At 43.6% G+C, this 23,597-nt stretch carries 15 protein-coding genes; 4 read left to right on the top strand and 11 right to left on the bottom strand.

Annotated elements, in window-relative coordinates:
- Nucleotides 1-211 precede the first annotated feature (211 nt).
- The 3 genes from AC1DOV_RS31170 to AC1DOV_RS31160 all read left to right on the top strand — a co-directional run bounded on the left by AC1DOV_RS31170 (nucleotide 212) and on the right by AC1DOV_RS31160 (nucleotide 3,322).
- A complete protein-coding gene (locus tag AC1DOV_RS31170) occupies nucleotides 212-1,531 on the top strand; it encodes an ABC transporter substrate-binding protein (RefSeq protein WP_477551877.1) in 1,320 nt (439 codons plus the stop codon).
- A 70-nt stretch (nucleotides 1,532-1,601) separates the two neighbouring features.
- Nucleotides 1,602-2,489 (top strand): carbohydrate ABC transporter permease, encoded by an 888-nt coding sequence (locus AC1DOV_RS31165; RefSeq protein ID WP_441883122.1) that lies wholly within the window; start codon nucleotides 1,602-1,604, stop codon nucleotides 2,487-2,489.
- A gap of 2 nt (nucleotides 2,490-2,491) precedes the next feature.
- Nucleotides 2,492-3,322 (top strand): carbohydrate ABC transporter permease, encoded by an 831-nt coding sequence (locus AC1DOV_RS31160; protein WP_477551876.1) that lies wholly within the window; start codon nucleotides 2,492-2,494, stop codon nucleotides 3,320-3,322.
- A 128-nt stretch (nucleotides 3,323-3,450) separates the two neighbouring features.
- Here AC1DOV_RS31160 and AC1DOV_RS31155 read toward each other — a convergent pair whose 3' ends face one another.
- From AC1DOV_RS31155 to AC1DOV_RS31115, 9 genes are all read right to left on the bottom strand, one after another.
- On the bottom strand, nucleotides 3,451-9,096 hold the full coding sequence (locus AC1DOV_RS31155; RefSeq protein ID WP_477551875.1) for a golvesin C-terminal-like domain-containing protein: 5,646 nt from the start codon (nucleotides 9,094-9,096) through the stop codon (nucleotides 3,451-3,453).
- 341 nt (nucleotides 9,097-9,437) lie between these two features.
- Nucleotides 9,438-10,646, bottom strand: coding sequence for an SGNH/GDSL hydrolase family protein (locus AC1DOV_RS31150; RefSeq protein WP_477551874.1), 1,209 nt, complete (start codon nucleotides 10,644-10,646; stop codon nucleotides 9,438-9,440).
- Nucleotides 10,647-10,653: 7 nt separating this feature from the next.
- Nucleotides 10,654-12,879: an FAD-dependent oxidoreductase gene (locus AC1DOV_RS31145; protein WP_477551873.1), complete on the bottom strand. Its 2,226-nt coding sequence runs from the start codon at nucleotides 12,877-12,879 to the stop codon at nucleotides 10,654-10,656.
- A gap of 99 nt (nucleotides 12,880-12,978) precedes the next feature.
- Nucleotides 12,979-14,601, bottom strand: a complete 1,623-nt coding sequence (locus AC1DOV_RS31140) for a response regulator transcription factor (RefSeq protein WP_477551872.1) — start codon at nucleotides 14,599-14,601, stop codon at nucleotides 12,979-12,981.
- A complete protein-coding gene (locus AC1DOV_RS31135) occupies nucleotides 14,601-16,340 on the bottom strand; it encodes a sensor histidine kinase (RefSeq protein ID WP_477551871.1) in 1,740 nt (579 codons plus the stop codon). The genes AC1DOV_RS31140 and AC1DOV_RS31135 overlap by 1 nt, the downstream gene beginning before the upstream one ends.
- A 77-nt stretch (nucleotides 16,341-16,417) precedes the next feature.
- Nucleotides 16,418-18,007, bottom strand: coding sequence for an extracellular solute-binding protein (locus tag AC1DOV_RS31130; protein ID WP_477551870.1), 1,590 nt, complete (start codon nucleotides 18,005-18,007; stop codon nucleotides 16,418-16,420).
- Between the two features lie 65 nt (nucleotides 18,008-18,072).
- A complete protein-coding gene (locus AC1DOV_RS31125; RefSeq protein ID WP_339209231.1) occupies nucleotides 18,073-18,942 on the bottom strand; it encodes a carbohydrate ABC transporter permease in 870 nt (289 codons plus the stop codon).
- A 13-nt stretch (nucleotides 18,943-18,955) separates the two neighbouring features.
- The gene (locus AC1DOV_RS31120) at nucleotides 18,956-19,903 is read right to left on the bottom strand and encodes an ABC transporter permease (RefSeq protein ID WP_339209232.1); all 948 of its coding nucleotides are present in this window, start codon (nucleotides 19,901-19,903) and stop codon (nucleotides 18,956-18,958) included.
- 275 nt (nucleotides 19,904-20,178) lie between these two features.
- Entirely contained in the window at nucleotides 20,179-20,793 is a 615-nt protein-coding gene (locus tag AC1DOV_RS31115; RefSeq protein ID WP_477551869.1) for a DUF4304 domain-containing protein, read from the bottom strand.
- Nucleotides 20,794-21,187: 394 nt separating this feature from the next.
- On the opposite strand from AC1DOV_RS31115, the gene AC1DOV_RS31110 reads away from it, so the two are divergent.
- Nucleotides 21,188-22,405, top strand: a complete 1,218-nt coding sequence (locus tag AC1DOV_RS31110) for an MFS transporter (protein WP_477551868.1) — start codon at nucleotides 21,188-21,190, stop codon at nucleotides 22,403-22,405.
- A 115-nt stretch (nucleotides 22,406-22,520) separates the two neighbouring features.
- On the opposite strand, the gene map is transcribed toward AC1DOV_RS31110, so the two are convergent.
- The gene (map, locus tag AC1DOV_RS31105) at nucleotides 22,521-23,267 is read right to left on the bottom strand and encodes a type I methionyl aminopeptidase (protein WP_441883142.1); all 747 of its coding nucleotides are present in this window, start codon (nucleotides 23,265-23,267) and stop codon (nucleotides 22,521-22,523) included.
- Nucleotides 23,268-23,494: 227 nt separating this feature from the next.
- The gene (locus AC1DOV_RS31100) at nucleotides 23,495-23,587 is read right to left on the bottom strand and encodes an IS3 family transposase (RefSeq protein ID WP_477510785.1); all 93 of its coding nucleotides are present in this window, start codon (nucleotides 23,585-23,587) and stop codon (nucleotides 23,495-23,497) included.
- Nucleotides 23,588-23,597: the final 10 nt, after the last annotated feature.

Genomic DNA, 23,597 nt, shown 5'->3' with positions numbered 1-23,597 from the left:
CACTCACCTCTTGAGGATACTCTCTACAATCCAAAGCATAGCACACAGGACATTCCCATTCATACCATTGTATTAAATCACATTCTTAAATTCTTACTTCCAAATGAATTCTGTTAGGTTTCGCAAAAATCTGTTATTTCGATGAAAATGACATTTATACTACAATGATAAAAGTATCGAGAAACAAACTATCTATTTGGGAGGTCTTTGTATGAAGAGAACATGGTTTGTCTCCGCTATCGCTATACTCGCCTTCACGATCCTATTTACAGGCTGCGGTAAGAACAGTACGGAGAATAGCAGCACAAAGGGAAATGCAACTGCGAAGAATACAACCGATACGAAAGAAACAAAGGATCCAGAACCGGTAAAGAAAGTGAAAGTCAGATTATCGTATTGGAACAAAGAAGACAGTGTAAAGACACTACTTCAATTATTCAAAGATAAACTTCCCGATGTAGATGTGGAGTATCAGTTCATCGATAACAAGACTTACGCAGATGTCATCAAAACACAACTTGCAGCAGGTGAAGGTCCTGACATTATCGGTGGAATAATTGATGCTAATACTGTCAAAACAGGTTACTTCGAAGATTTAACAGAACGCTACGCTAGCAAGTATTATGAAACCGGCACGTCCACTGTAACATTTGATAATAAACTGTATGGGTTGCCGCAAGCGAGTTGGTTCAACGGGGTTTTCTATAACGTTGAACTATTCACTAAATATAACTTGGAAGTACCAACAACGCTTGATGAGTACTTCCAAGTAGCGGATGTGCTCAAGAAGAATGGCATCAAACCCCAAGCGATCGGTCTAAAGAATCCTAACGTCGCGGGCCAGTCCTTCCTCGGTTTGGCATTAAATGATTTTATCGGCACAGAGGAAGGGAAAAAATGGAATAACGATTTTGGTAAAGGAACCGCGAAAATAGCCGATGCGCTGGAGCCTGCTTTGACAACATGGACTGAATACTTGAAACGCGGTATCTTCACCAAAGATATGCTTGGGCTTGAAGAAGAACAAGCCATAGACGAGTTTACAAGCGGCAAGGCAGCTATGTTCCAAGCAGGGCCTTGGTACATGGAAACCTTTAAGCAAAAAGCGCCAAACATGAAGATTGATATGTTCCCGAACCTGGGCACGAAAGGCGGCCCGGGTTGGATGGTCGGCGGTCCCGGAGTATCGTTTGGTTTGAATGCGAAGTCCGAAGTCAAAGATGCGGCGTACAAGGTGCTTGATCTGTTATCCACACCAGAAGGCCAGTATGCTTACTGGGCCGATAATAAAGGCGGTTCATCTTTCTTGAAAGGCGTTACTTTTGATATGCCAGCTGAGTATAACGGTGCTCAAGAAGCTTTCAAGGCGGGCAATGTCATGTTCCCTGTTAATAATTGGGGCGTTGCTTTTGCTGCTTTCACAGATCTGGGAAAAGGTATTCAAGAACTCATAGCTGGTATCAAAACGCCTCATCAAGTACTAGAAGCGGTAGATAAGAAAGCAACTGAACTGCTGGAGAAATCTAAGTAGGCCGAATATAAAATACAAGGGGCAAAGCGATTTGCCTCTTGTACATCCTAAATGCTAAAGGTTGTTGCACATGAACAAACCAAACATTTTCAAACGAGAGATCAATTATGTTCTGCTTCTGCTTCCCGCCTTACTTATTTATTGTACCTTTTTCATATTTCCGACGATAAAGACCGCTTTATACAGCTTTACAAACTGGTCGGATGTGCATCCGGTTGCTGTCAAATTTGTTGGTCTAGACAATTATATTGCTTTATTTAAAGATTCAATCTATTTGACAGGTATAAGAAACACTTTAATCTATGCGGTACTTGCGATGCTTGGACAGAATATACTAGCCATTCCATTAGCGGTGTTTCTTAATAAAAAATTAAAAACAAAAAATCTGCTGCGAGCTGCGTTCTTCCTTCCTGCGGTGTTCAGCGTATTGGTTATCGGTTTTCTCTGGAATTTTATGTACTCTCCCTCCGACTTTGGCTTGATTAATCAGCTTGTAGTCGCTCTTGGTTTTGAACGCATCAATTTTCTCGGAGATCCTCATCTTGCACTTTATTCGGTTATCCTTGTCTCCGTATGGCAGTGGGTTGGTTACACAATGGTTATTTATTTGGCCAACTTGCAGAGCATCTCAACAGATTATTACGAAGCGGCGAAGATTGACAGAGCGAGTGGGCTGCAAATGTTCCGCTATATCACACTTCCTCTACTGCTTCCGGCGATCACTTTCAACACGGTTATGGGGATGATAAACGGCATGAAAGTATTTGATATTGTTTATGCCTTGACTGGTGGTGGTCCGGGGTATTCTACGGAAACGATCGTATCACTCATGATCAAGAAAGGGCTCAGTGAAGGGTTCTATAGCTACGGAGCCGCATTCGGTATCGTCTTCGTTATCCTCGTAGGCATCATCACCTTTATTCACATTTCACTAATCAAGATGTGGGAGCGGCGGTAATCATGAATCGATATACTAAGGAAACTGCTGTCACGGAAATTCTTATGCTCGTCTTAGCGGTGATTTTTATGATCCCAGTTTACTACTTGATCATCACAACATTTAAGACGCCAGCTGATGCGGTCTCTCAACCGCTTGGCCTTCCAGTTAACATCACGTTCGACAATTACATTCGTGCCTTTAAGGCAATGAACTATTTTCATGTGTTAGGAAACAACCTTATCATTACGATTTCCTCTGTTGCGGGTATTGTAATCTTTTCTGCGATGGCTGCTTACAGCTTGATACGACGTACTAATCACTTCAATCGGATCGTGTTCCTTTTATTCATGGTTGGGATGATGGTACCATACCAAATGGGGATCTTAGCACTTTATAAACAGGTAGCCCAGCTTGGGCTTATGAATACCTTCACGGGGATTATTCTAATAGAAATTTGTTACAGCCTTCCGTTCTCTATCTTTTTAATTAAAAGCTTTATCAGTTCTACCGTTCCATTTGAACTGGAAGAAGCGGCAAGAGTAGACGGCTGTGGGGTTTGGAGAACATTCTGGCAGATTGTGTTCCCGTTGCTTACGCCGGTAATTGCCACTGTAGCTATGTTGAATACACTTGCTGTGTGGAATGATTTCATGACGCCATTGTTGTTCTTGCAATCCCGTTCAAAGGGTGTATTGCTCTTAGAAGTATTCCGCAACATTGGGCAATTCTCGACCGACTGGACGAATTTCTTCCCGATGATGCTCCTGGCGGTTGCACCACTCATTCTGTTCTACATTTTCATGCAAAAATATATCATTAACGGCATCACGTCCGGCTCGTTAAAGGGATAGGAGTATAAAGCTTTGCATGAGAAAGCTTTGAAGCTGAATACTTCTATTCCTAGATAGTGCGCTTGAGACGAACTAAATTTCAAGAAAAAAAACTGAGTGGATCGTTTTCATCCACTCAGCTCTTAGCGTTATTTTACAATAATTTGTATAACATCACTTACCGTTGTTCCGCTTCCATTCATAAACTCACCGCGATATTGATAAATGCCAGGAGCTTTTCCCGAAATTTGTGTATTTGCCGATTGGGCATTTGGTGAGTGTGAAGATAAAGATTGCGTTTCAATAAGTTCGCCATTTTCATATAATCGATACTGTGCTGCGTTCGTGCCCCACCACATATTTGCAGTAATGGTATAGTTTCCATCTTGATCCCAGTTGTCACTGGATAACACAGGTTTGCCAGGATTCGCATCAGCCACGGTGACGGTATGTGGTTCACATGAAGTCGTTCCATACAAATTCGATAACTCACATGTATACACATAGGTTCCATTTGGCTTGCCTTGAATTGGAATAATGGAAGTTTGGGCAGCTGGCGAATCAACGGGCAATGACTTCGTTTGGATCAATTGGCCATTCTCGTACAACTTATACAGTGAGCCATTGGTTCCCCACCACATATTCATCGCAACGTCATAATTGCCATCATGTAAGCCTGTCGCAACACCGCTATTATTCGAAAGTGTCGGTTTACCTGGCGCCTCATTCACAATCAGCTCCGGACTAACGGAATGCCGTTCGAATTTGACTGCATCAACCCTCGTATAGATCATATCGGCAGGAAGTGTTGGTGGGTCTACCGTTGTAGGAGTAACCCTGGTTAAACGAACATACTCGCTGCCGTCTCCTGTAAAGTCGAACGTTCCTAAATTAACCCAGCCCGATGAGCCAACTGTTGCATCGATATATGTGACCTCGGTACCTGACTGATGCTTCACTTCCACTTTGACATAATTATCGTTTGCCGTCGTATGGACGATCTTGTAGATGGAGACTGTATATTTCCCCTCTGGAAACTGGCCTTTCCACGTTGCTGAAGATCCTTGTACTGTAGAGTAACGGGACTTAACCCCAATTTTGTATCCGGCTAAGTTGCTTTGGCTCCAAGACCCTTCTGTCGTGTATAACCCCGTTGTATTTGTACTGTCGACGATAACCGTTAGGTCCTTGATCGCGATGGTCAAAGGCGGTGTTGTTAAGGTCACTCCGTCAATCGTTACAGTGGCCCATACCTCAATGTGATCTGTGTCTCCATCAAGATTTAGAAGGGACAACCTAGCGCTGCTGTCTACTTCAGCCAAATCCGTACGATCAACGAAATACTGCACATTGGCCTGTGATAGATCACCGATCAAACCATTATCCAAATAGCCGGTTACGCTCAGTTGTGCGGTTTGAGTCATCTGCAGCTCGTTCCGATCGGACAGGATCACCGCAGACTCCAATTGCGGCATTCTGTTCGGGTCTACCCACATTATTGCATCGGCAACTACCCGTGACTTGTTGGCCTTATTGGTTAGTTCCACGTACCCGCTATCGCCTGCCGCAAAAGGATAATCACCTAGGTGCACCCAAGTACCATTCGTCGCTGTCTCATCAACGGTAACCAAATCAGAGCCCCCGCTATAATAAACGGTAAATGAGGCATTCGTTGCCCAGCTTTCACTCGCTGTGGTTATTTGCGGAAGCTTGTAATACACACTGTAAGTAACAGTATCCGGCAGCTCCGGCCGCCATATAATTTTGCTTGTCGCTGTGCCGGTCGTCGATTTGGCATACACATAGTTATCGTAGTAATAGTCGTTAGCCGTTGTATCCCTTATCCAGACCCCTTCTGTCTCCGCTTCGGTATTATCTACAATAATAGATGAACCCTCCTGCCAATCGGGTTGGACTGGAGTTTCGGATACCTTATCAGGCAGATAAAGTGTCCGTTTGCGGGTCTGTTTCCCGTCCGATTCTACGTAATAAGTGAAAGTTTGAGATAAATCGTTCGCCCGTATCGACCATTCCATCGGATATATCGTATCTGGAATGGTCGTATACGTAGCCCCGCCATCCAAGGAATAATGGATTGTCGCTGGTTTCGTCGTTTTTGCCTGTACATAAGCATCATAAACCGTCTCGTCGGGCTTCACGATCAGCATCCCTTTAACCGCATCGATTGGACTGTGGGTATCGAAGAAGTAGCTTGCATCCGATGTATCAGCAGTTCTAACCTGATGCAGCGGCACATCAATCTGGAGTCCCTCAACAATGATAGCGGTTATCCCTTTGCTTGAAACCGTAGCTTGAATAATTCCGCCACTCATAACTGCTTGTTCTGGTGTACCATTATCGCGGATGATGGTTACGGTATAATCTTGTGACGGGTTGAACCCAATGATTTGCGCATTCAGTTCAATCGAAGTCTGAACTTCATCTGACGATGCGTTGCTTAGCCCGATATAGAATTTATCCCCGCTCTCTCCCGTTATCCAGTTCAATTGAGGATCGTTAGTCTGAATAATCCCCTTGGGCATCCAGAGCCAAACGTCGGAATTACCATAAAAATGACCTGGTTTATTGCCATAAAGGTGATATTTGAACCATAAAAAATTCGTTTCGAATACGGAAGGAAATGTAATACTCCCGTTCGATTTTAATGATTGTTCGCTGATCAAATAATCCATCGTTTGCCCGAGCTGCCCCGGAATATGGTGATAATAGATGGATGTAGCCCCGCTTGGGCCTTCCAGAGGAAAATCCGGTTCAAGTTGGCTAACGGCAAAGCCCTTATAGTAATAACCTGGATAGCTGGAATATCGACCAATTACCGAATTATGTGCGATATCCTGCAGTAATTTATCACCTGTATAGAGCGACAATCGCAGCATGAATGGAGCTTCCTGAGCATTCATCCGATAATAGCCGGTTGTGCTTCCTGCTTCAAACGTCAACCCGTTCGGTGAAACAAGCCAACTATCCGCTTGTACGCCTCCTGCTACATCTTCTGGGAGCTTGCTCCTAGGATATTGGTATTTTCCGCTTTCCGGCCAATGGAACGACTCCGCGTAATTATACGTCTCGGGCTGCGGAATCGTAACGGTACCTTCAGTAACTGGTCGAGCAACGAACATGGTGGCATACCGTTTGGCTTCCTTATAAGCAGCATTCAAGTATTTGGGATCCTGAGTTTCCTCGTAAAGCTCCAAAATCTCCATCCACAGCTTGCTATAATAATAAATGAATTCATTTTTACTCACATTAACGGATTCAGGAGTATCGATATGCTGCAGGATATAGCTGTCGGCTGCATCCTTGGCAGCCTGTAAATACTGCGCATCTCCCGTCATCCGATACATCATCAGGGGCTGAATGACAGGACCCCGGTCTTTCTGATCAGGATCGCGCACGAGGTACTCTTCCTGTGCCAGCGCCCCAATTCCTGCTGAAGTGCCCATCATCTGATTGACAGCGGCTACGCTTGAAACATCGAACGGCAGGGTGGCCATTTTCCATAACGAAGGCACGCCATATACTTTCTTCTGCGTCGGCGACCAACCGATACCATTTCGCGATACGCCATACTGGACGGACGGCAATGCTCTCGTATCGTAAAGCTGGTCATCCCCAGTCAAATAATAAGCCCCCAAAAGAACGGCATTCGAGCTTGTTCGAACGCTATCCTCGTTTTCGATATCAATAAAGCCCTTGGCACGGCTCCACCACCCGCTGGGTGACGGGACATACTGAACAGAGTCGTCCCCTTGCGGCTCTATCTTAAGCATATCGATCATATTGAACATCGCGTCAGTAAGCGACTGATCTGATACATTTTCCCGGTATGCCGAATAACCGTACTCATTGCGAAGAATATCCGCGTAGGACTCATAAAGATTGCTTTTTTGTGCGATTAGCCCCATATGAAATTGATAGGTGTTTTCTGCGGTCATTTGCGAATAAGTCCCTAATTGAGGAGCATATAGGATTGGCTGCACGCTGCCTTCGTTGTTGACAAGGCTCATGCCAAGCCGTTGTTTCGTAACGCCTCCCGTCGGTTCAAATTCAACCGGAAGCTCTTCCGAAGGTACAAATACCCCATACGTCAATGGATTCCCCGCACTGTCGTTCTTCTCCACTAGACTCATCGGAGCGCTCAGCTCCCTAAGGCTTGTGGATTCCACCGTACCAACCATTTTTGCATGCGACCTAAATCCATTTAATACTTCATTGATGCCAGTGATTTGCTCTGTTGTGAAGGACTGATATCCAATCACATAATTGCCATCGCGGCGAGGCGTGAAGGTGAAGGAAACATCTGGTTTATCCCCTGCCATGGACCAGTTCACTTCAAAATCGTAATCACTGCCATGCATAGAATCGGTTAAAACCGCTGTGTGGCTGTCTGGAAAATGGATTCCGTCGAATGTAATCCAGCGTTTGTTCATCGTATCGTAGTAATTGGTTCGGCTCCCCGCATTCCCATCCAATAAAACCCATTGCTCCTCAAGTCTTTCCGACACATTATTTATTGGCATCCAGTTCCCTGTGTCCGTGTTCTTGTAGAACATGTCACGAACGATGGATTTGCCTCCATCCCATGCTGCCTCATAGAAGGTCGCCTTATAGTTTGCATTTTCAATGCTGCCTTTTTCTGTGTAACTGAGATTCGCTAATGTACGGCTCCGCAGCGCGGGCAACGGCGGAGCTTGCTGACGGATATTCCCTTCAAATTTGACTGCATCGGCCCGAGTAATAATCGTGCCCGTCGTAGGTTGCATTCGAGTCAGCCTGACAAATTCGGTATCATCACCACTAAAATAATACTCCCCCAAATCCACCCATCCGACCGATGGACCCGACGTAGGTCTAAGATCAATAAATAAAACATCCGTAATCCCGTTGTGAACAATCTCAATCTTTACATTACTGTCTGCTTTATCCGCCCAATCAAGCTTATAGAACGATATTCTCGCCGTCCCTGCCTCCAAGCGTGGATTCCAAGTGATGCTTCTACCTACCGCGTCCGTATATTTGGAACTGGAATTATTATATCCCTTCACTCCCGCACTTGTGGTCCAATAAGGAGCGGAGAACCCGTTACTCGCGTTACCTGCATCTACGGTGACGATATGATCAATCGTGAGGCTTCCATCATCAATAATGATCGTCTTATGCGGCTCTTTCTGCTGAATATTCCCTTCGAACTTGACCGCATCTGCTCGCGTAAGTATCGTGCTCGTGGTGCTGGCAGACCGTGTCATTTTAACGAATTCTTCACCAACCCCGGAAAAATAGTATTCTCCCAAATCAACCCATCCCACAGGAGGGCCAGATGAGGGTCTCAGATCCAGAAAGAGTACATCCGTCGTTCCATTATGAACGATTTCGATTTTTACATTGCTATCAGCCTTATCCTCCCAGTTAAGCTTGTATAAAGATATTTTCGCCGTTCCTGCTTCCAAGCGCGGATTCCATGTTATCGATCCGCCTGCTGTACTCGTATATTTGGAGCTGGAATTATCATACCCCTTCACCCCTGTGCTAGTGGTCCAATTTGGAGCCGAATATCCATTGTTCTCGTTACCCGCATCAAGTGTCACAACATCATTAATTGTGATGCTTCCGTCATCGATGATAATCGTCTGATAAGGTAAGGTCTCCGCATAAGCGGTCGTTATTCCGACCAGGCTGAAAGGAACTACTATCGTCAACATGAAAACGATGAAGAAAAACAGCTTCCTTATGACCAAACCACTCACAGCCTCTCCTTTAAATGATAACGCTTCCAAAATAATAATGCCCCCTTTGCTTGAATGATCGTAAAAAAGCAATTAGCCTTATCCATCAGCTAATCCAGCTCCTTTGTTTTTATCATAGCATGTCACATCACCATGAAATTTCTTTCATTTTAACAATTTCTTATAAGATTTTAAGCGATAAGAAACGGCTTCGCCGTCCTATGTAAGAGGAGGGTATCCGTTTCTCATAGAAATAGAAGAATACTTTATCGCGTGAAACATATAAAATATTTTATCAAAAATTCTTATATCTAAAAAAAAGAAACCTACATCCTAATTGACCGCTCAATTGCAGTCAGATAGGATGTAGGTTTTCCAAGTGGACAAATCTATTATAATGGCGGCTGCACCACTAGCAGCTTCCCAAGCTGAATGACCGTTTGATCATACCAAGCTGGATGCTGCCGAACATGTTCCATACTTTTTGCATTGCCGCTTGCCTCAAACACGGCCGCTTTGTCTGTCTTCTCGTGATCGACTTCGAAGCGAACCGTATGTTTCCCATTCGGTAGCTCCGGCAAGAAAACATATTGATTTCGATTATGATCGTTATAGGGTGTGAATCGATCGATAAGGAAGGGTTCACCTCCATCAACTGATACCTTCAATCGGCCAGAATCAGGCCCCCCGATATCGAATAACCCGATATGGGTCCCCTCGAATTGCACTGTGATAGCCTCTCCAGGATCGACAGCTCGCCATAGGCCAGGGAACAACCAATTGTACTCGCGCACTAACGCAAAATCATCGGGGGTCATGTAAGACCATCCTTCCGAAAAAAGAGTAAGATTATCCAGCGGCAGCATGGATGCATACTCCCATGGATTAGCTGGGACCAACGAATTCCGAGGCAAGTGATGTTCCAATCTTCCCTGATGATCGCGAAGCTCGCTTATTTTCTCAAATGACCGGGTAATCGTATCTGTATAAATCTGATGCCCTTCGGGAATTGTCGGATGGACCGAATCATGCGTAAAAATAACGGCTCCTGGATTGGACTGTTCTGCCCTTGAGGTGAAAATGAGCTTTCCATCGGAAACCAATTGACTGACCGCTACGCCCAGATGAATGGAAGGAATACCGTAATAATCAGCCACTTCCTCCTGCATAATAGCCCCCTTCTGGTATTCGCCAGCTTGAAATAAGGGCAGATCTCGCTCCTTCAGCGTATAAACGAACAAAATGTCGGTAAATGGGCTTCGTTTGCGGATCTGTCGGACAATTCCTTCGATCCGCGCCTTGGATTCAGGGACTCCGCCATCGTTACCAACAAATTCGACAAACACGAGATCAGGCTGATGACGCAGTACATCCGTCTCCAAGCGGGCGCAGCCGAGGTCTGATCCTGTCCCATCAATGCCTGCGTTCACAGAGCGGATTTCCGAATTGGGATATTTACTTTGAAGCCAATCTCCCGTCATGACCCTATATCCTTGAGAACGCGTATTGCTGCCGCCAAAATAGACAATTGTCACAGTTTCCCCATTTTCCAACTTCGAAATGACATTAGGCAGCCCTCTTCGAGGGAATAGTTCCTTCATCGCGACTTCACCTGCCCTCACTTATTAATTTCGGAGCAAAGCATTTTACAGCAAACACTTCATAGTAAGGAGAACCGTAGGTTGCACAGAAATGAATCCGGATTCGGGTTACGCGTTTCGCATCCACCTTATGTTTATTCAGTGTCAGATAATTACCGCGGATAATGATTTTACTTTCGGTTCCGTCTTCTAAGGTCAAGGTCACATCATAATCTTGGATAAGGAGCTCGATCGGATCGTCGAAATGCTCCAAATCCAGCCGTGAATTGAACACCAAATGGATTTCCTCCACATTTTTGGGGCTTGCAAAGCAGAATTCCAACCATTCCTGTCCTTCCGTACGTTCAGATATCCAACCGTTCGGCAGACCATAAGGTCTGGAAAAGCCATTGACGACATTCTCTGGGCTATACATATTTTGGGATGGCACCAGGTCTTTGAAGCAAATGTTCTTATTAAGCTTCTTCAGCTTAGACGGAACGTCTGGCCTATAATGGAAGCTGACCGCTCCTGTCAACTTCTCTTCATTTCCATATACAGCAAGGCTCGCCGCACCTTCCAGTACGATGTAGATTTTGTCGTCAGCCGGCTTCTTGCAGCTGAGGTCCAGCGTAATCCAGTCATCGTGACCTGCTGCTATAACTAATCGGTAATCTTTCAGCTCGCTGGCAGGAATATAGTTTTCCTTCCGCTCCCCGCCAAACAGCTTCACTTGCAAAGTTTCTGAATGTTCAGATCTATTTTTAATTTTGATTCGTACGCTTTCAGCCGTGGATGTCTGAATCGGCAAGACCAAACATAACGCGTTCTCCAAGGAAATCTCTTCGGTTGAATGAAGATTATCATAGCTTCGCTGAGACGAGGCATGAATCGTTAATCCGTCAGCGAAATAAGGATCCAACTCCTCTTGAAGCCCTACAATCGTTTGCCCGTCTCGAAGCAGCTGCGCTTGAAGCTCACCCATATGGGCTGTGACTATTTCCGCGGGGTCTGCCTCGTATTTTAAGCATAATGCAGCAGCCGTTCCTACCGCCTGCCCCATACAACCGCAGGTTGCCATAACCCTTGTAGACCCGAAAGCGACATGGGTAGCGCTTATATTGCGGCCAGCGAACATGAGATTAGGAATATTGTGTGAAAATAAGCTGCGGAAAGGGATATTATACAATCCCGGCACGAAATTCCACGCTGTAGCCGGCCCCTCATCGTAGATGCCTTTATTCGCATGCAGATCCATATACCAGCCTCCGACAGATACTGCATCCTCGAAATGAGGCTTTGCTGTAAGATCGTTCTGAGACAGCATGTGCTCCCCTATGAACCGTCTCGACTCCCGCTTTCCCGGAATCGGGCATACATAATCCAGGATGAGATTGTCCACATCATCAAACTCGCCGCTATTTTTGATATAATCCCAAATCCCGTATACCAATTTCCGCAGTTCCAATGCGATGTCTTCATTATTCTTGATAATATCCATATGCCCGCCGTATTCGAGCCACCACAATCCGCCAAGCCCGTTGATTTTCCTTGGAAAAGAGCGATGGTTTAAGCCTTTTCTAATACTATCAAAAAATGGCAACTTCGTAATATCGTACGCAAAGCCAGGTCTTTTGTAAGGAACGGAATAGTCTACGTTACGGGCTTGAAACAGAATCGTATCACCCATGGTGTAATGGTCCGCCACTTCGGGAGCCAAATCCTCGTTGTATTCATGCTTCGCCTCTCTTCCCCATCGGAAGTGAGCACCTGCTTGATATCCAACAATGCCATCGCCGGAGCAATCGATATAGGTTCGGCTTTCAAAACGAAATTTTCTTTCAGAAGCGAGTTGTAGGCCTTCCACCCATTGAATTCTGCCGTTCTCCATCCCCGTTTCATGCACGCATGTATTCAGGAATAGAGAAATATTAGGCTCAGCATAAACCATGTCGAGCAAGACCGTATCCGAAAGCGAAAGCATAAGCTTCTTATTGTATAACGGATTATAATGAAAGATCTTCAGCTTGAGTTCTTCTACCAACCCGCCCTCACGAGCATAATAGGATGGACTGTTTCCGAGATATGCCGACCCGTTGATATGAACCCTGACCTCGCTGCTCGCATTTCCCCCAAGAACCGGCCGATCATTAATTAGTGTAACCTGCAGCCCTTGGCGTGCGGCAGCAATAGCAGCACAAACTCCAGCAATACCTCCGCCTACGACGGTTACATCTGCTTTTATAAGCTCCATTTTGATAACCTCCATGATTAGATCCTTCTATCATGGTAATTGTTTTGGTCCCTTTTTTTTTACATGATTTCGCGAAAAAATCATACATTTTTTGCAACCTTATTTGGATTCGTACCGTGTCATTTTTATCCGATATTGCTTAGGAGTCTCACCCGTATATTCTTTAAATAGTTTGCAAAAGTAACCTTCATTGACGATTCCTACTTCCTCGCACAATTCCAATAAAGAATAATCCTGAACATTCAACAGCTCGAGAGCTAATTGAATTTTTTTACGGTTGATGTAGCTGATCACGCCTTCGTTCATTGTTTTTTTGAATAAGCTGCTAAAATACGACGGAGCCAAATTCACATCCTCGGCAATAGCCTCCAGCGTTAAACGCTGTTTCAGATTTTTTTCTATAAACAACATAGCACTCATGATTTCTGTACGATGTAATACCTGGCCAGCATGGACATATTCGAATGTGAAGTCGCCAATATAGGCAAGCTGATCTTGAAATGCCATAAATTCCATGGGGAATTCTGCTACTTCTGTGGCCAGCTTGTTCCCTGATTTAAACTTTATAGTAATGTCTCTATACAAGTCTCGAAGCATGGGTGCCATGATAGACTTATGGATTTTATGGTCCGAAACAAATTGGTTCAAATCAGCAAGTTCTTTCTCCAGCTCTTCCTTGGAAATCTTCCTTTTCACCCACATAAGAAAATCAGCCAGTTTCTGATGAAAGTCTGCTTTTTTGTCATTATGGTATTGGAACCGATGCATGGGTGTTTTTACTATTTTCTCTGTATGATAATAGAAATCCTCACTCACATTTTTAGCTTCCATGTACGCTTGTTTGATCGATTCCCAGCCTCGATGCGGACCTCCAAAAGCGACGGATACCCTTTGATTCAAATATTGCTGCAAATGAGAGACGATCTGCCCTCCCAATGATTGGCAAGCATATTCCGTTTCCATATCACTGCGGTTATTTTCCCAGGAAAGAAAACCAATAAAGCGATTATCGGACAGATCCGCAGCTACGCCGCTTCCACCATTCATCACCGTTTCCTCGATTACATTCGTCATCGCATATTTCAAGATGTTTTGATCAGCGGCTGAGTATTCGTTCCGGAAACTTTCATACGTATTCATTTCAACAATGAAGCAGCAATAGTTGGCTTGAAAGAAATGGAACTGCATGCGATTGGCAAAATCCGATGCCCGATGGGAAGGAATTTCGCCTCTGATCAGTTCGTTAAAAAATTGCTTTCGGACTCTATATTTATTTTCAAGCACGGATACGTTTAACGATTGAAATTCCGCTTCTTTTTTCTTCACTTCATTTAAAATCCCAGCCGCCTTAGATAAGGCCCGATCTAAATCCGCTTCCTTCAGCGGAACTTTAACAATGTACTCCAATACGTTGGCATGAATAGCTCGCTGGGCGTATTCAAAGGATGAATAGGCGGTCAAAAGGATGTATTGGGTATGAGGGAGCTCCGGCTTTAGCTGCTCAATCATGGAGATTCCATCCATTCTCGGCATAACGATATCGGATATTACGATATCCGGCTTAAGCTTTAAAATTTCCTCGATCCCATTCAGCCCATTATTGGCTTTTCCCACTAGAACAAATCGCTTATCCCTATGAGAGAGCTCGTTAAAAAACAATTCCAATCTTTGAATGATCAGGTCTTCATCGTCAACAATGAAGCAGGTATAGTTTCTCACCATTATGTTTCTCCTTTTAGCAAGTCTGCTGGGAATATGGCGCGTACCCGGGTTATTTCCTTAGGTATGCTAACGATTTGGAGCCCGTATTGTTCTCCGTAGTGAAGTCTAATTCGGCCATGAATATTATTTAACCCGATTCTTTTCCTTTTCACTTCCACATCACTCGGTTCTGAAACCAAAATATGTTTTATTTTATCAGCTGGAATTCCCTCGCCTTGATCAACGACTTCTATGATGACGATGCTTCCCTCCCTGTACGCATGAATCGTTATCGGGCCTTCGATCCCTCCTCCGTTATAGCCATGGAAGATACTATTCTCCACAAGGGGCTGCAGCAGCATTCGAAAAACTGGGAAATCTATTAACCCTGCTTCGATATTTTCAATCAAGTGGAAGTTTCTGTTATACCGGATGTTCTGGATCTCGATGTAGTCCGCTACATTTCGTAATTCCTGATGTAGGGAAACCTTCTCTGAAGCGTCATCTATCCCATATTCCAATAATGAAATGAGCGATCCGATCACCACATCTACTTTCTCTATTTGTCCGAGACGAATAACATTGCTGATTGAACCAAGCGTGTTATACAGAAAATGAGGGTTGATTTGAGACTGCAGCACTTGAATCTCCAGCTTCCTCTCAAGCTCATTATGAAGCTCCGCTCGTCGTATCAATTCCACAATTTGCTGCAGCATACGGTCGAAGGCGCGGGAGAGATCTCCGAACTCATCGTTTCGTTTAATCGTTATTGTCGTTGTAAGGATGCCTTGTTCCACCCGTTTCATTTTTGATTTGAGCGCATAGAGCGGAGTCCTTATATACTTGGCAATAAAAAAAGAAACGAACAAACTTAAGAGAAGACCTGCGGCTAGAAGCTCGATATAATAGGTTTCCAATCTGGACAAAGCGGCTTTCAAGCGTGATTCATCATTGATCGAAATAATGGTCCAATTGAATTTCTCCGTCGGTTTTTTCAGAAGGGAGACCGGCATGCCGTCCTTGGTATGCAGTTGAAGGGTTGTTTCTGCCGTATCCAGAATTTGTTCTGCTGACGTTTCCCCGATTGAAAAAGTATGATCTTGAACATTCAGCGGTCCTCTATTTTCCGAAAATCCGGCAATGATCTTACCCGATGCGGTGATCAGAGCCAAATTCATTTGTTCCTGCTTATTAATCTTGAACAAGGTTTCTTCAATAGCATTTAGATCCAAATCTACGGCAATGGCCATCGGAAACGGAGCGCCGTTCAGATATCGAACCATCGTAACTGTCCAGCCGGAATACTTGGATTTGTAAGGATCACTGACGAAGGTCGTCCTTCTGTTCTTGTCGGCTGCATGAAATAAAGGCTCTCTTTCCGCTAACGGTTCATCGAAAATACGGGTAGGCGTGCTTCCGCCTACAATGGATAAATCGCTCTTGATCAAATAAATATTACTGACGTAATTGCTGTTGAGTTCATATAGCTCTCTTAATTGCTTTTTGATTACTTCCGTATTGTCTATGTTGGCTTTCACCGATGTTTCGACCGAGAACAGGATCGTCTGGAAGGAGGAAAAATTAACGGTGAAATACTGATCGACCTTGTCAAGTATTTGGTTGGTGTAGAAGATGTCATTGGTTCTTATTTCCTTTTGGACATAGCGATAGGACAATTGGCTTATCAAGATTATGCAGCCTAATACAAACGCAAACACGATAAAAAATAATTTTAAAGGCAAGCTGATTCTTCTTCGCATTGCGCATCTTCCTTTTTGAGTCCGTATTAAAATGACAATAAAGAGAGGGGCTACGGATAGCCACTCTCTTCGTTCATTTACTTGATTAAGCCTGCTTCTTTAAATTGCTTGATTGCTGTTTCCTTATATTTCTTCATGTCAAACTTGGTATCCAACGTTTGGAGGAAATTGTCCCAATTGGATAGAGGGTCTTTGCCCGTCATAAATTTGACTAAGCTTTCATTAATGAAACGCGAGCGGTCAGTTGCCAAGGTATCGCTAGGGTCTGCGGTCAACAAGTTTCCAGGCAGCGTTGGCCCCACATATTGCTGGTTGTTCACGAAAGCTTCTGCCGTCTTAGGATTCTGGAAGCTGAAATACTCGGCATCGTCACCACGGCGCGGCATTCTGTAATGATCGACCCATAGGTACTTTTCTTTCATTTCCTTCGATAATTCGGACGTTTTATTTTTGATCTTGCCATCCACTACATCCCAATGAATTCCTTTGATTCCGTATGCAAAATTGGGATAGGCTTCTTCGTCCGTAAAGAGATAATTCAGCATAGACAAGATCCGAATGATTTTGTCCTTATCCGCTTTCTTGGAGATGGCCCATGAATTGCCTTGGAACGATTTTCTCTCTACGATTTGATCGCCGTAAGGACCTATCATTGGAGGAATAACGATCCATTCCGGCACCTCTCCGCTGATTTCTTTCATTTTCTGCTGATAATCCGGCTCCAGCCTGCGCGCATCCCTGATCATGAAGCCGACTTTCCCTTTAAATAGCTTTTGGTCCAACAAATCAGGCGAGGTCATCGTCACCCAATCGGGGTCTACCACATTGGCTGCCATCATTTTATTAATGTAAGCAAGCGCTTCTTTCATTTTGGGATCGATAAATAGAAATACCGGTTCATTATCTTTCACTTCAATGGCTGATGGAGGATTGACGCCAAACATCCACATCAAGCTATCGAAGCCGTAGGTTTGCAAACTGCCCTCTTTATTCATGCCGCCGATGAATCCGTACGTATCGTTTTTTCCGTTTCCGTCCGGGTCTTTCTCTGTAAAGGCTTTCATGACTTCAAACAGCTCGTCAGGTGTCGTTGGCACTTCCATATTCAGCTTTTTCAACCAATCATTACGGATGAAGAAGCTTCGGCTGATACCGTTTACATTATCATAACCTGGAACTCCAATGGTTTTCCCTTGATAGGACATCGCCTCCCAGGAGTCGCTGCTAAATCGTTTCTGAAGTTCAGGGAATTGATCCAGATACGGTGTCAAATCCGCAAGAACGCCTTGATCATAATATTGCGCGAGATCGGACCGACTTTTTAAGAAAAGCAAATCCGGGATATCTCCGCCTGCAATAAGCGTATTTAGTTTGGTTGTTGATTGCCCAGCCTGAGGAATCGTCATATCCAAGTCGATGTTCACTGCCTTCTCCAGCATTTGCCGTTGAATGTCTTCATCGCGTGGAGGAATCGGAGCGGCAGCGTTGAACGTGCCTTGGTTAAACATCGTGATTTTCATTTTTTTCGCAAACGGGTTATCCGTGGATGGTGAACTGCTCGAAGCTGTCGGCTTAACCTCCTCTTCTTGATCCCCACATCCCGACAATAGCGTTCCCAGCCCTACAATAGCAGCCAGAATGGCAAATGATATCTTTGTTCTTTGCATATTGACCTCTCCTTTGCTTGTATATTATCACGGTTTCCCGTAACAACCTAGATAAGATTTGCTTTTTAACCTTTAATCGATCCCATGAGCATACCCTTGGTAAAATGCTTTTGCATAAATGGATACACGATCAAAATGGGGACCGTAGTCACGACAACAGCAGCCATTTGAACAGCGAACTGGCTAACCGTTCCGGTATTGGCCATCGACTCAGCACTTTGATTTGCAATGTTAAGCAGAATGTTGCGCAAGACAACTTGAAGTGGCATTAAATTCGCATCATTGATATACACAATCGCATCGAAATAACTGTTCCAATGCCCTACTGCGTAAAATAGGGAAATCGTGGCGAGGACAGGCATGGAAAGCGGTAAAATGATTTTCCATAGCGACTGAAGTTCACTTGCGCCGTCAACTCTCGCCGATTCCTCAATTTCAGCAGGCAATTGCTCGAAAAAGCCTTTAATGATCACCAGATTAAATGCACTAATGAGATGCGGAACAATTAAAACCCATGGGCTATTTAACATCCCCAAAGAGCGGATTAACAAATAAGTCGGAATTAATCCCCCGCTAAACATCATGGTAAACACAATGAATAATAAAAACGGACTGCGTCCCGGCAAATATTTTTTGGATAACGGGTACGCCGCAATTACCGTAAAAAACACATTTAACGCCGTGCCTACAATCGTTCGGAACAGCGTAATTTTATACGCCTGCCCTATACCATTAGAAATGAATACTTCCTTATAGGCTGCAAAGGTAAAGGATTCTGGTATAATCACAATCCCTCTTCTTAAAACTTCCGATTCCGGTGTTACCGAAACAGCGACCACATATAAAAAGGGAAGCAAGCAAAGCAGCGATAACATAATAAGAATAAAATAAACGGCTGATTGCCATACCTTTTCCCCGATCGTCAGCTTAATCATATCTCATACCACCTCACCAAATTTGCCCATCGAATTTTTTGGCAAGCTTGTTTGCAGCCAATACTAAAATAAATCCGATGACAGCTTTAAACAATCCTACAGCAGTTGCGAGGCCAATCTTAAGACGCTCCAGCCCCTCGCGGTATACCCATGTGTCGATAATATCGATTTTCTCCTGGTTAAAAGTATTGGCAAACATGAAGATTTGGTCAAAACCAGCGTCCAGAATATGGCTCAATTTAAGAATGAGCATCAGAATAATGACTCCTCGAATGCCGGGCAAGGTTACATGCCAGAGCTGTCTTGATTTGGAAGCGCCATCCATTCGAGCTGCTTCATATAAGCTTGGGTCAATCCCTGATAATGCGGCAAGGTATAGTATCGCTCCCCAACCGATGTCCTTCCATATTTCAGACGAGATGACCAGCAGTCTTCCCCAAGCAGGCTCCGTTAGGAAGGAGATGGGATCAAAACCGTTTTCCTTCAAAATCATATTAAAGAGGCCATCACCCGGAGCCAATAATGCAACCATCAATCCATAAACAATGACCCAAGACAGAAAATGGGGTAAATAAGTAATGGTTTGTACGATTTTCTTAAACCATTGGGTATGAACTTCATTAAGAAGCAAGGCAAGTGCGATGGGAGCGGAGAAACCGAACAATAGCTTATACAGCGATATAATTATCGTGTTTCTCATGATGTCCCAGAAATAAACGCCGTTAATAAAATCTGTGAAATTTTTGAATCCGACCCACGGGCTATCCCATAACCCCAAAGCCAGATTGTAGTTTTTAAAAGCAATAATGATTCCGGCCAATGGGATGTATTTGAATACGGCAAAATAAACCAATGCCGGAATTAATAGAAGGTACATCACTTTATACTTTTGTATGGTCCTTAACCACGAATTCCGCTTTTTGGAGAGGGGAATAGCTTCCGCTGCCAATTTCGATTGCATGTCATCACCTCGTCTTTATTTATATTTGTATAATAGCACCCCCCTATCAGATAAATTTCTGTCATTTCAAGAATTTCTTATAAGATATTAAGTAAGTGGGCCTTCGATAGTTCTAAGTAAAAGATTTCTTCTAAGATCTGCTCAATAAAGTAATTCTCTACTGTGCTTTACAACGAAGGTGAAGGCACCAATCGATTATTTATCCTTTAAAAATAAAAAAACCGCCCTATAGGCGGCAAAACTTCTATTTGCACTATTCATTTGTTCGTATCAGATCAGAGGTGTTTATCAAATTCCACATCGTATTTATTGAAGATGGTTTTATATTTATTTTCGAATATAGTCCATCGCTTTTCTGTTCCGTACTTTTCCTGCAATGCCTTCAAATAATGTTTAGCCGCTGCTATATCATTGGATTGTAACAGTAAATGAAAGCTCTCTTCACCCAGATGTAGAAATGGACCTGAAGTGTAATAATCAACAAGGGATCTGGCACTGGTCATCGTATCATAGAAATGAATAACCTCTTCTACTCCACTTAACAGCGTTTTTCTTAAATCATCCATATTCGTATCAGGAGTGATTGAAAAACGATCTGGAACAGACTCAACAATTTCTCCAATTCTTGCTCTGAAGTGACACTCCGCTTCTTGGGGAGCAGTCAGAATTTCCCTCGATTGTATCAGTGCCAAATCCGGTGCATAAATACCGCAGTTCACATAAAACATTACATTGTCCGCTGAATTGCCAGAAGACTTTTGGAAATTGAACATGTAGATAAGGTTTTCTGTCGTCTTATTGAAATTCAAACTCTTCCTCATGAAGCCACGCTTGGAAAGGAACGGCTTAACGTCAAGCTTAATCATATCGTTAAAGAGCTGCTGCAACATGATCCCTCCTATAAGATTAATCGTTTCCATTACAATTTTGTTAAGAGTTTCAAAGATATTTTCTTCTATTACGACTACTAAATACTTCTACAAATAAAACGGAAGATAATTATTGAATATTACTTCATAATTTCCAGCTTGTCCAAACATAAAATTGATTTGCTAATGAATTTTTTCCACATAGTAAACAAATTATTTTACAAAGTATTTGTTGACACTGAAATAATTGTATAATACATTTGTTTGTATACTTTATATACATATATATTTACAAAGTGAGGAGTGAAAATGGATAGGTTTATGATGGGTGGTCTTTGCAATAGGTTAGGCTGGCATCTGAGAAAGAAATGTATTTGAAGTAAATACTCAGTAAGCGAGTTAGAGGAGAATTTAGATGGCTTTATTGCTCAAAAATCGGGGAGCCATGCTACTTCTGATGTTTAATTTATTTTTGGTCTTTGCTGGTATCGGACTGGTCATTCCAGTTATACCAAAATACATCACAATGCTTGATATCAACGGCAGCACTGCCGGCTTGCTTACCGCCTCCTTCGCATTTACACAGCTGGTTTTCTCACCACTGGCGGGACGGTTATCCGATTCCTTCGGACGCAAGCGCATCATTGTTGCCGGAATGATGGTCTTCGCTTGCGCCGAAGCTATATTCGGTTTGGCTGATTCTGCTCTGCTGCTCTTTGTATCCCGGATGATGGGCGGCATTAGCGGAGCGTTCATCATGCCTGCAGTTATTGCCTACGCGGCAGATGTTACTACCGAGGAAGAACGTGCCAAAGGGATGGGTTTTATCAATGCTTCCTTTTTGACTGGCTACATTATTGGTCCTGGTATTGGAGGCTATCTTGCGGAGTTCGGCATTCGCGTACCGTTCTATGCTGCAGGGATTGCCGGCCTGGTCGCTGCAGTTCTTACAACAGTTGTTCTGCGGGAATCGATGCCATCTACTGTGAAAAAAGATGAGATTAGCGAAAAGGCAATGTCTAATCGGGAGCCCCAAAAGAGTCTGCTCCAACAGTTGCGTTTCGCTTACCGCGAACCCTATTTTATAAACTTACTCCTTGTTTTCGTCATGTCCTTTGGGCTTGCCAATTATGAAGCAGTATTCGGCCTCTTCGTCGACCATAAGCTCGGCTTCACACCGAAGGATATTGCTTTCATTTTCACCTTTGCGTCCATTGGAGGCGCAGTCATTCAGTTATCCATTTTCGGCTGGCTCATCAACCGTTTCGGCGAAAAGCGGGTCATTACACTTTGTCTGCTCGCTTCAGGGGTGTTCGTCCTGCTGACGTTGTTCGTTCATCAATATTGGCTGATTTTTGCAGTTACTTTTGTTATATTTTTGTCCATTGATATTTTACGCCCCGCTATTAGCACGCAAATGTCCATGGTTGCGAATGAACAGCAGGGATATGTGGCAGGACTTAACTCTGCCTTTACCAGCCTGGGCAATATTATCGGACCGATAGCAGCCGGAATCCTGTTCGATGTAAATGTGAACTTTCCATATGTGGTTGCCGGAAGCGTCCTCATACTAAGCTTCGGGCTTACTTTGTTAACAGGAAACAAGCGTGTACAGCGTACGAGTAATTTTTGAAAAGAGCGGAATGCGGGGCTATATTTACAATAAAAAATGGACATATCCGCTCTTCTAAAACGGATGTCCATAAATGGTGTATAACACAATATGAAATTACAGTCATTCTAATGGTCTATGCTGCAGTCACGATTATTGGCTGATCCTTTGTTATGATTATGGTATGTTCATGTTGTGCTGCAAAGCTATTGTCGGGGGTACATAAAGTCCATCCATCCGGCTGCTCAACGACATACCCAGCACCTGTAGATAAAAAGGGCTCGATTGTAATTACCATGCCCTCTTTCAATACCCGTTTATCGTGCTTGTTATAAACGGGTAGAATCTCTACTGGGGCCTCGTGCAGAGATTTGCCAATACCATGGCTGCACAGATCCTTAATTATATTATAGCCGCCTTTTTTAGCCTCGATTTCAATAATCCTTCCGATTTCGTTCAATTTCACTCCATGCTTAAGTGAAGAGATTACTTTCATCATTGTATGGTGTGTGTATTGACACAGACGCATTAGTGATGGCTCATATGGAGCTATCGGAAAAGAATGTCCAGCATCCGCAAAATAGCCGCAAAGTTCTGCAGAAACATCGATGTTTATTAAATCGCCTGGTTGGATGATTCGATTTCCCGGTATTCCGTGTGCAACTTCGTGGTTAACACTAATACATGTGTTACCAGGGAAATTGTAAGTTATCTGAGGCGCCGACACAGCCCCATGACTTTTCAAAATCCGCCCCCCAATATCATCCAGTTCCTTTGTCGTAATTCCAACTCGCGTGTGACGTTTCATTTCATTAATCGTCAAAGCAACGATTTTTCCAATTTCTTTTAGACCATCAATATCGTTTTGTGATTCTATTGTCATAAAAAGCTCCTCCATTTTCCATCTAAACTTTATTTAATTCAAATTTATTTTAACACACAATAGAATATTTAATTATTGTAGTAATTAGGTGAGCTTTTGATGCGATTACCAATCTTCCCATTCTTCATACGGAGTATTAAACATATAAGTAAATAAATATTGCTCAAAGAGGCTGCCGTTTAATGAACTGCACCCCGTCAAGTAGACATTACAAATAATAAAACCTGTTAAACGGCCTTAGTCCTAAACTCCATTGGACTGAGGCCGTTTAGTTTCGCCTGTAATCGTTCGTAATTGTAAAAGTGAATGTAGGCTTCAATGTCCCGTTCA

The organism is Paenibacillus sp. 01T47, assembly GCF_056398245.1.
This window is presented reverse-complemented; position numbering and strand designations above follow the sequence as displayed.

What these genes read in the sequence shown, in the direction of transcription:
- AC1DOV_RS31160 (WP_477551876.1), top strand. Translation starts at nt 2,492, where the DNA reads ATGAATCGATATACTAAGGAAACTGCTGTCACGGAAATTCTTATGCTC.
- AC1DOV_RS31140 (WP_477551872.1), bottom strand. Translation starts at nt 14,601, where the DNA reads ATGGTGAGAAACTATACCTGCTTCATTGTTGACGATGAAGACCTGATC.
- AC1DOV_RS31150 (WP_477551874.1), bottom strand. Translation starts at nt 10,646, where the DNA reads ATGAAGGAACTATTCCCTCGAAGAGGGCTGCCTAATGTCATTTCGAAG.
- AC1DOV_RS31110 (WP_477551868.1), top strand. Translation starts at nt 21,188, where the DNA reads ATGGCTTTATTGCTCAAAAATCGGGGAGCCATGCTACTTCTGATGTTT.
- AC1DOV_RS31165 (WP_441883122.1), top strand. Translation starts at nt 1,602, where the DNA reads ATGAACAAACCAAACATTTTCAAACGAGAGATCAATTATGTTCTGCTT.
- AC1DOV_RS31130 (WP_477551870.1), bottom strand. Translation starts at nt 18,007, where the DNA reads ATGCAAAGAACAAAGATATCATTTGCCATTCTGGCTGCTATTGTAGGG.
- AC1DOV_RS31135 (WP_477551871.1), bottom strand. Translation starts at nt 16,340, where the DNA reads ATGCGAAGAAGAATCAGCTTGCCTTTAAAATTATTTTTTATCGTGTTT.
- AC1DOV_RS31115 (WP_477551869.1), bottom strand. Translation starts at nt 20,793, where the DNA reads ATGTTGCAGCAGCTCTTTAACGATATGATTAAGCTTGACGTTAAGCCG.
- AC1DOV_RS31170 (WP_477551877.1), top strand. Translation starts at nt 212, where the DNA reads ATGAAGAGAACATGGTTTGTCTCCGCTATCGCTATACTCGCCTTCACG.
- AC1DOV_RS31125 (WP_339209231.1), bottom strand. Translation starts at nt 18,942, where the DNA reads ATGATTAAGCTGACGATCGGGGAAAAGGTATGGCAATCAGCCGTTTAT.
- AC1DOV_RS31145 (WP_477551873.1), bottom strand. Translation starts at nt 12,879, where the DNA reads ATGGAGCTTATAAAAGCAGATGTAACCGTCGTAGGCGGAGGTATTGCT.
- map (WP_441883142.1), bottom strand. Translation starts at nt 23,267, where the DNA reads ATGACAATAGAATCACAAAACGATATTGATGGTCTAAAAGAAATTGGA.
- AC1DOV_RS31120 (WP_339209232.1), bottom strand. Translation starts at nt 19,903, where the DNA reads ATGCAATCGAAATTGGCAGCGGAAGCTATTCCCCTCTCCAAAAAGCGG.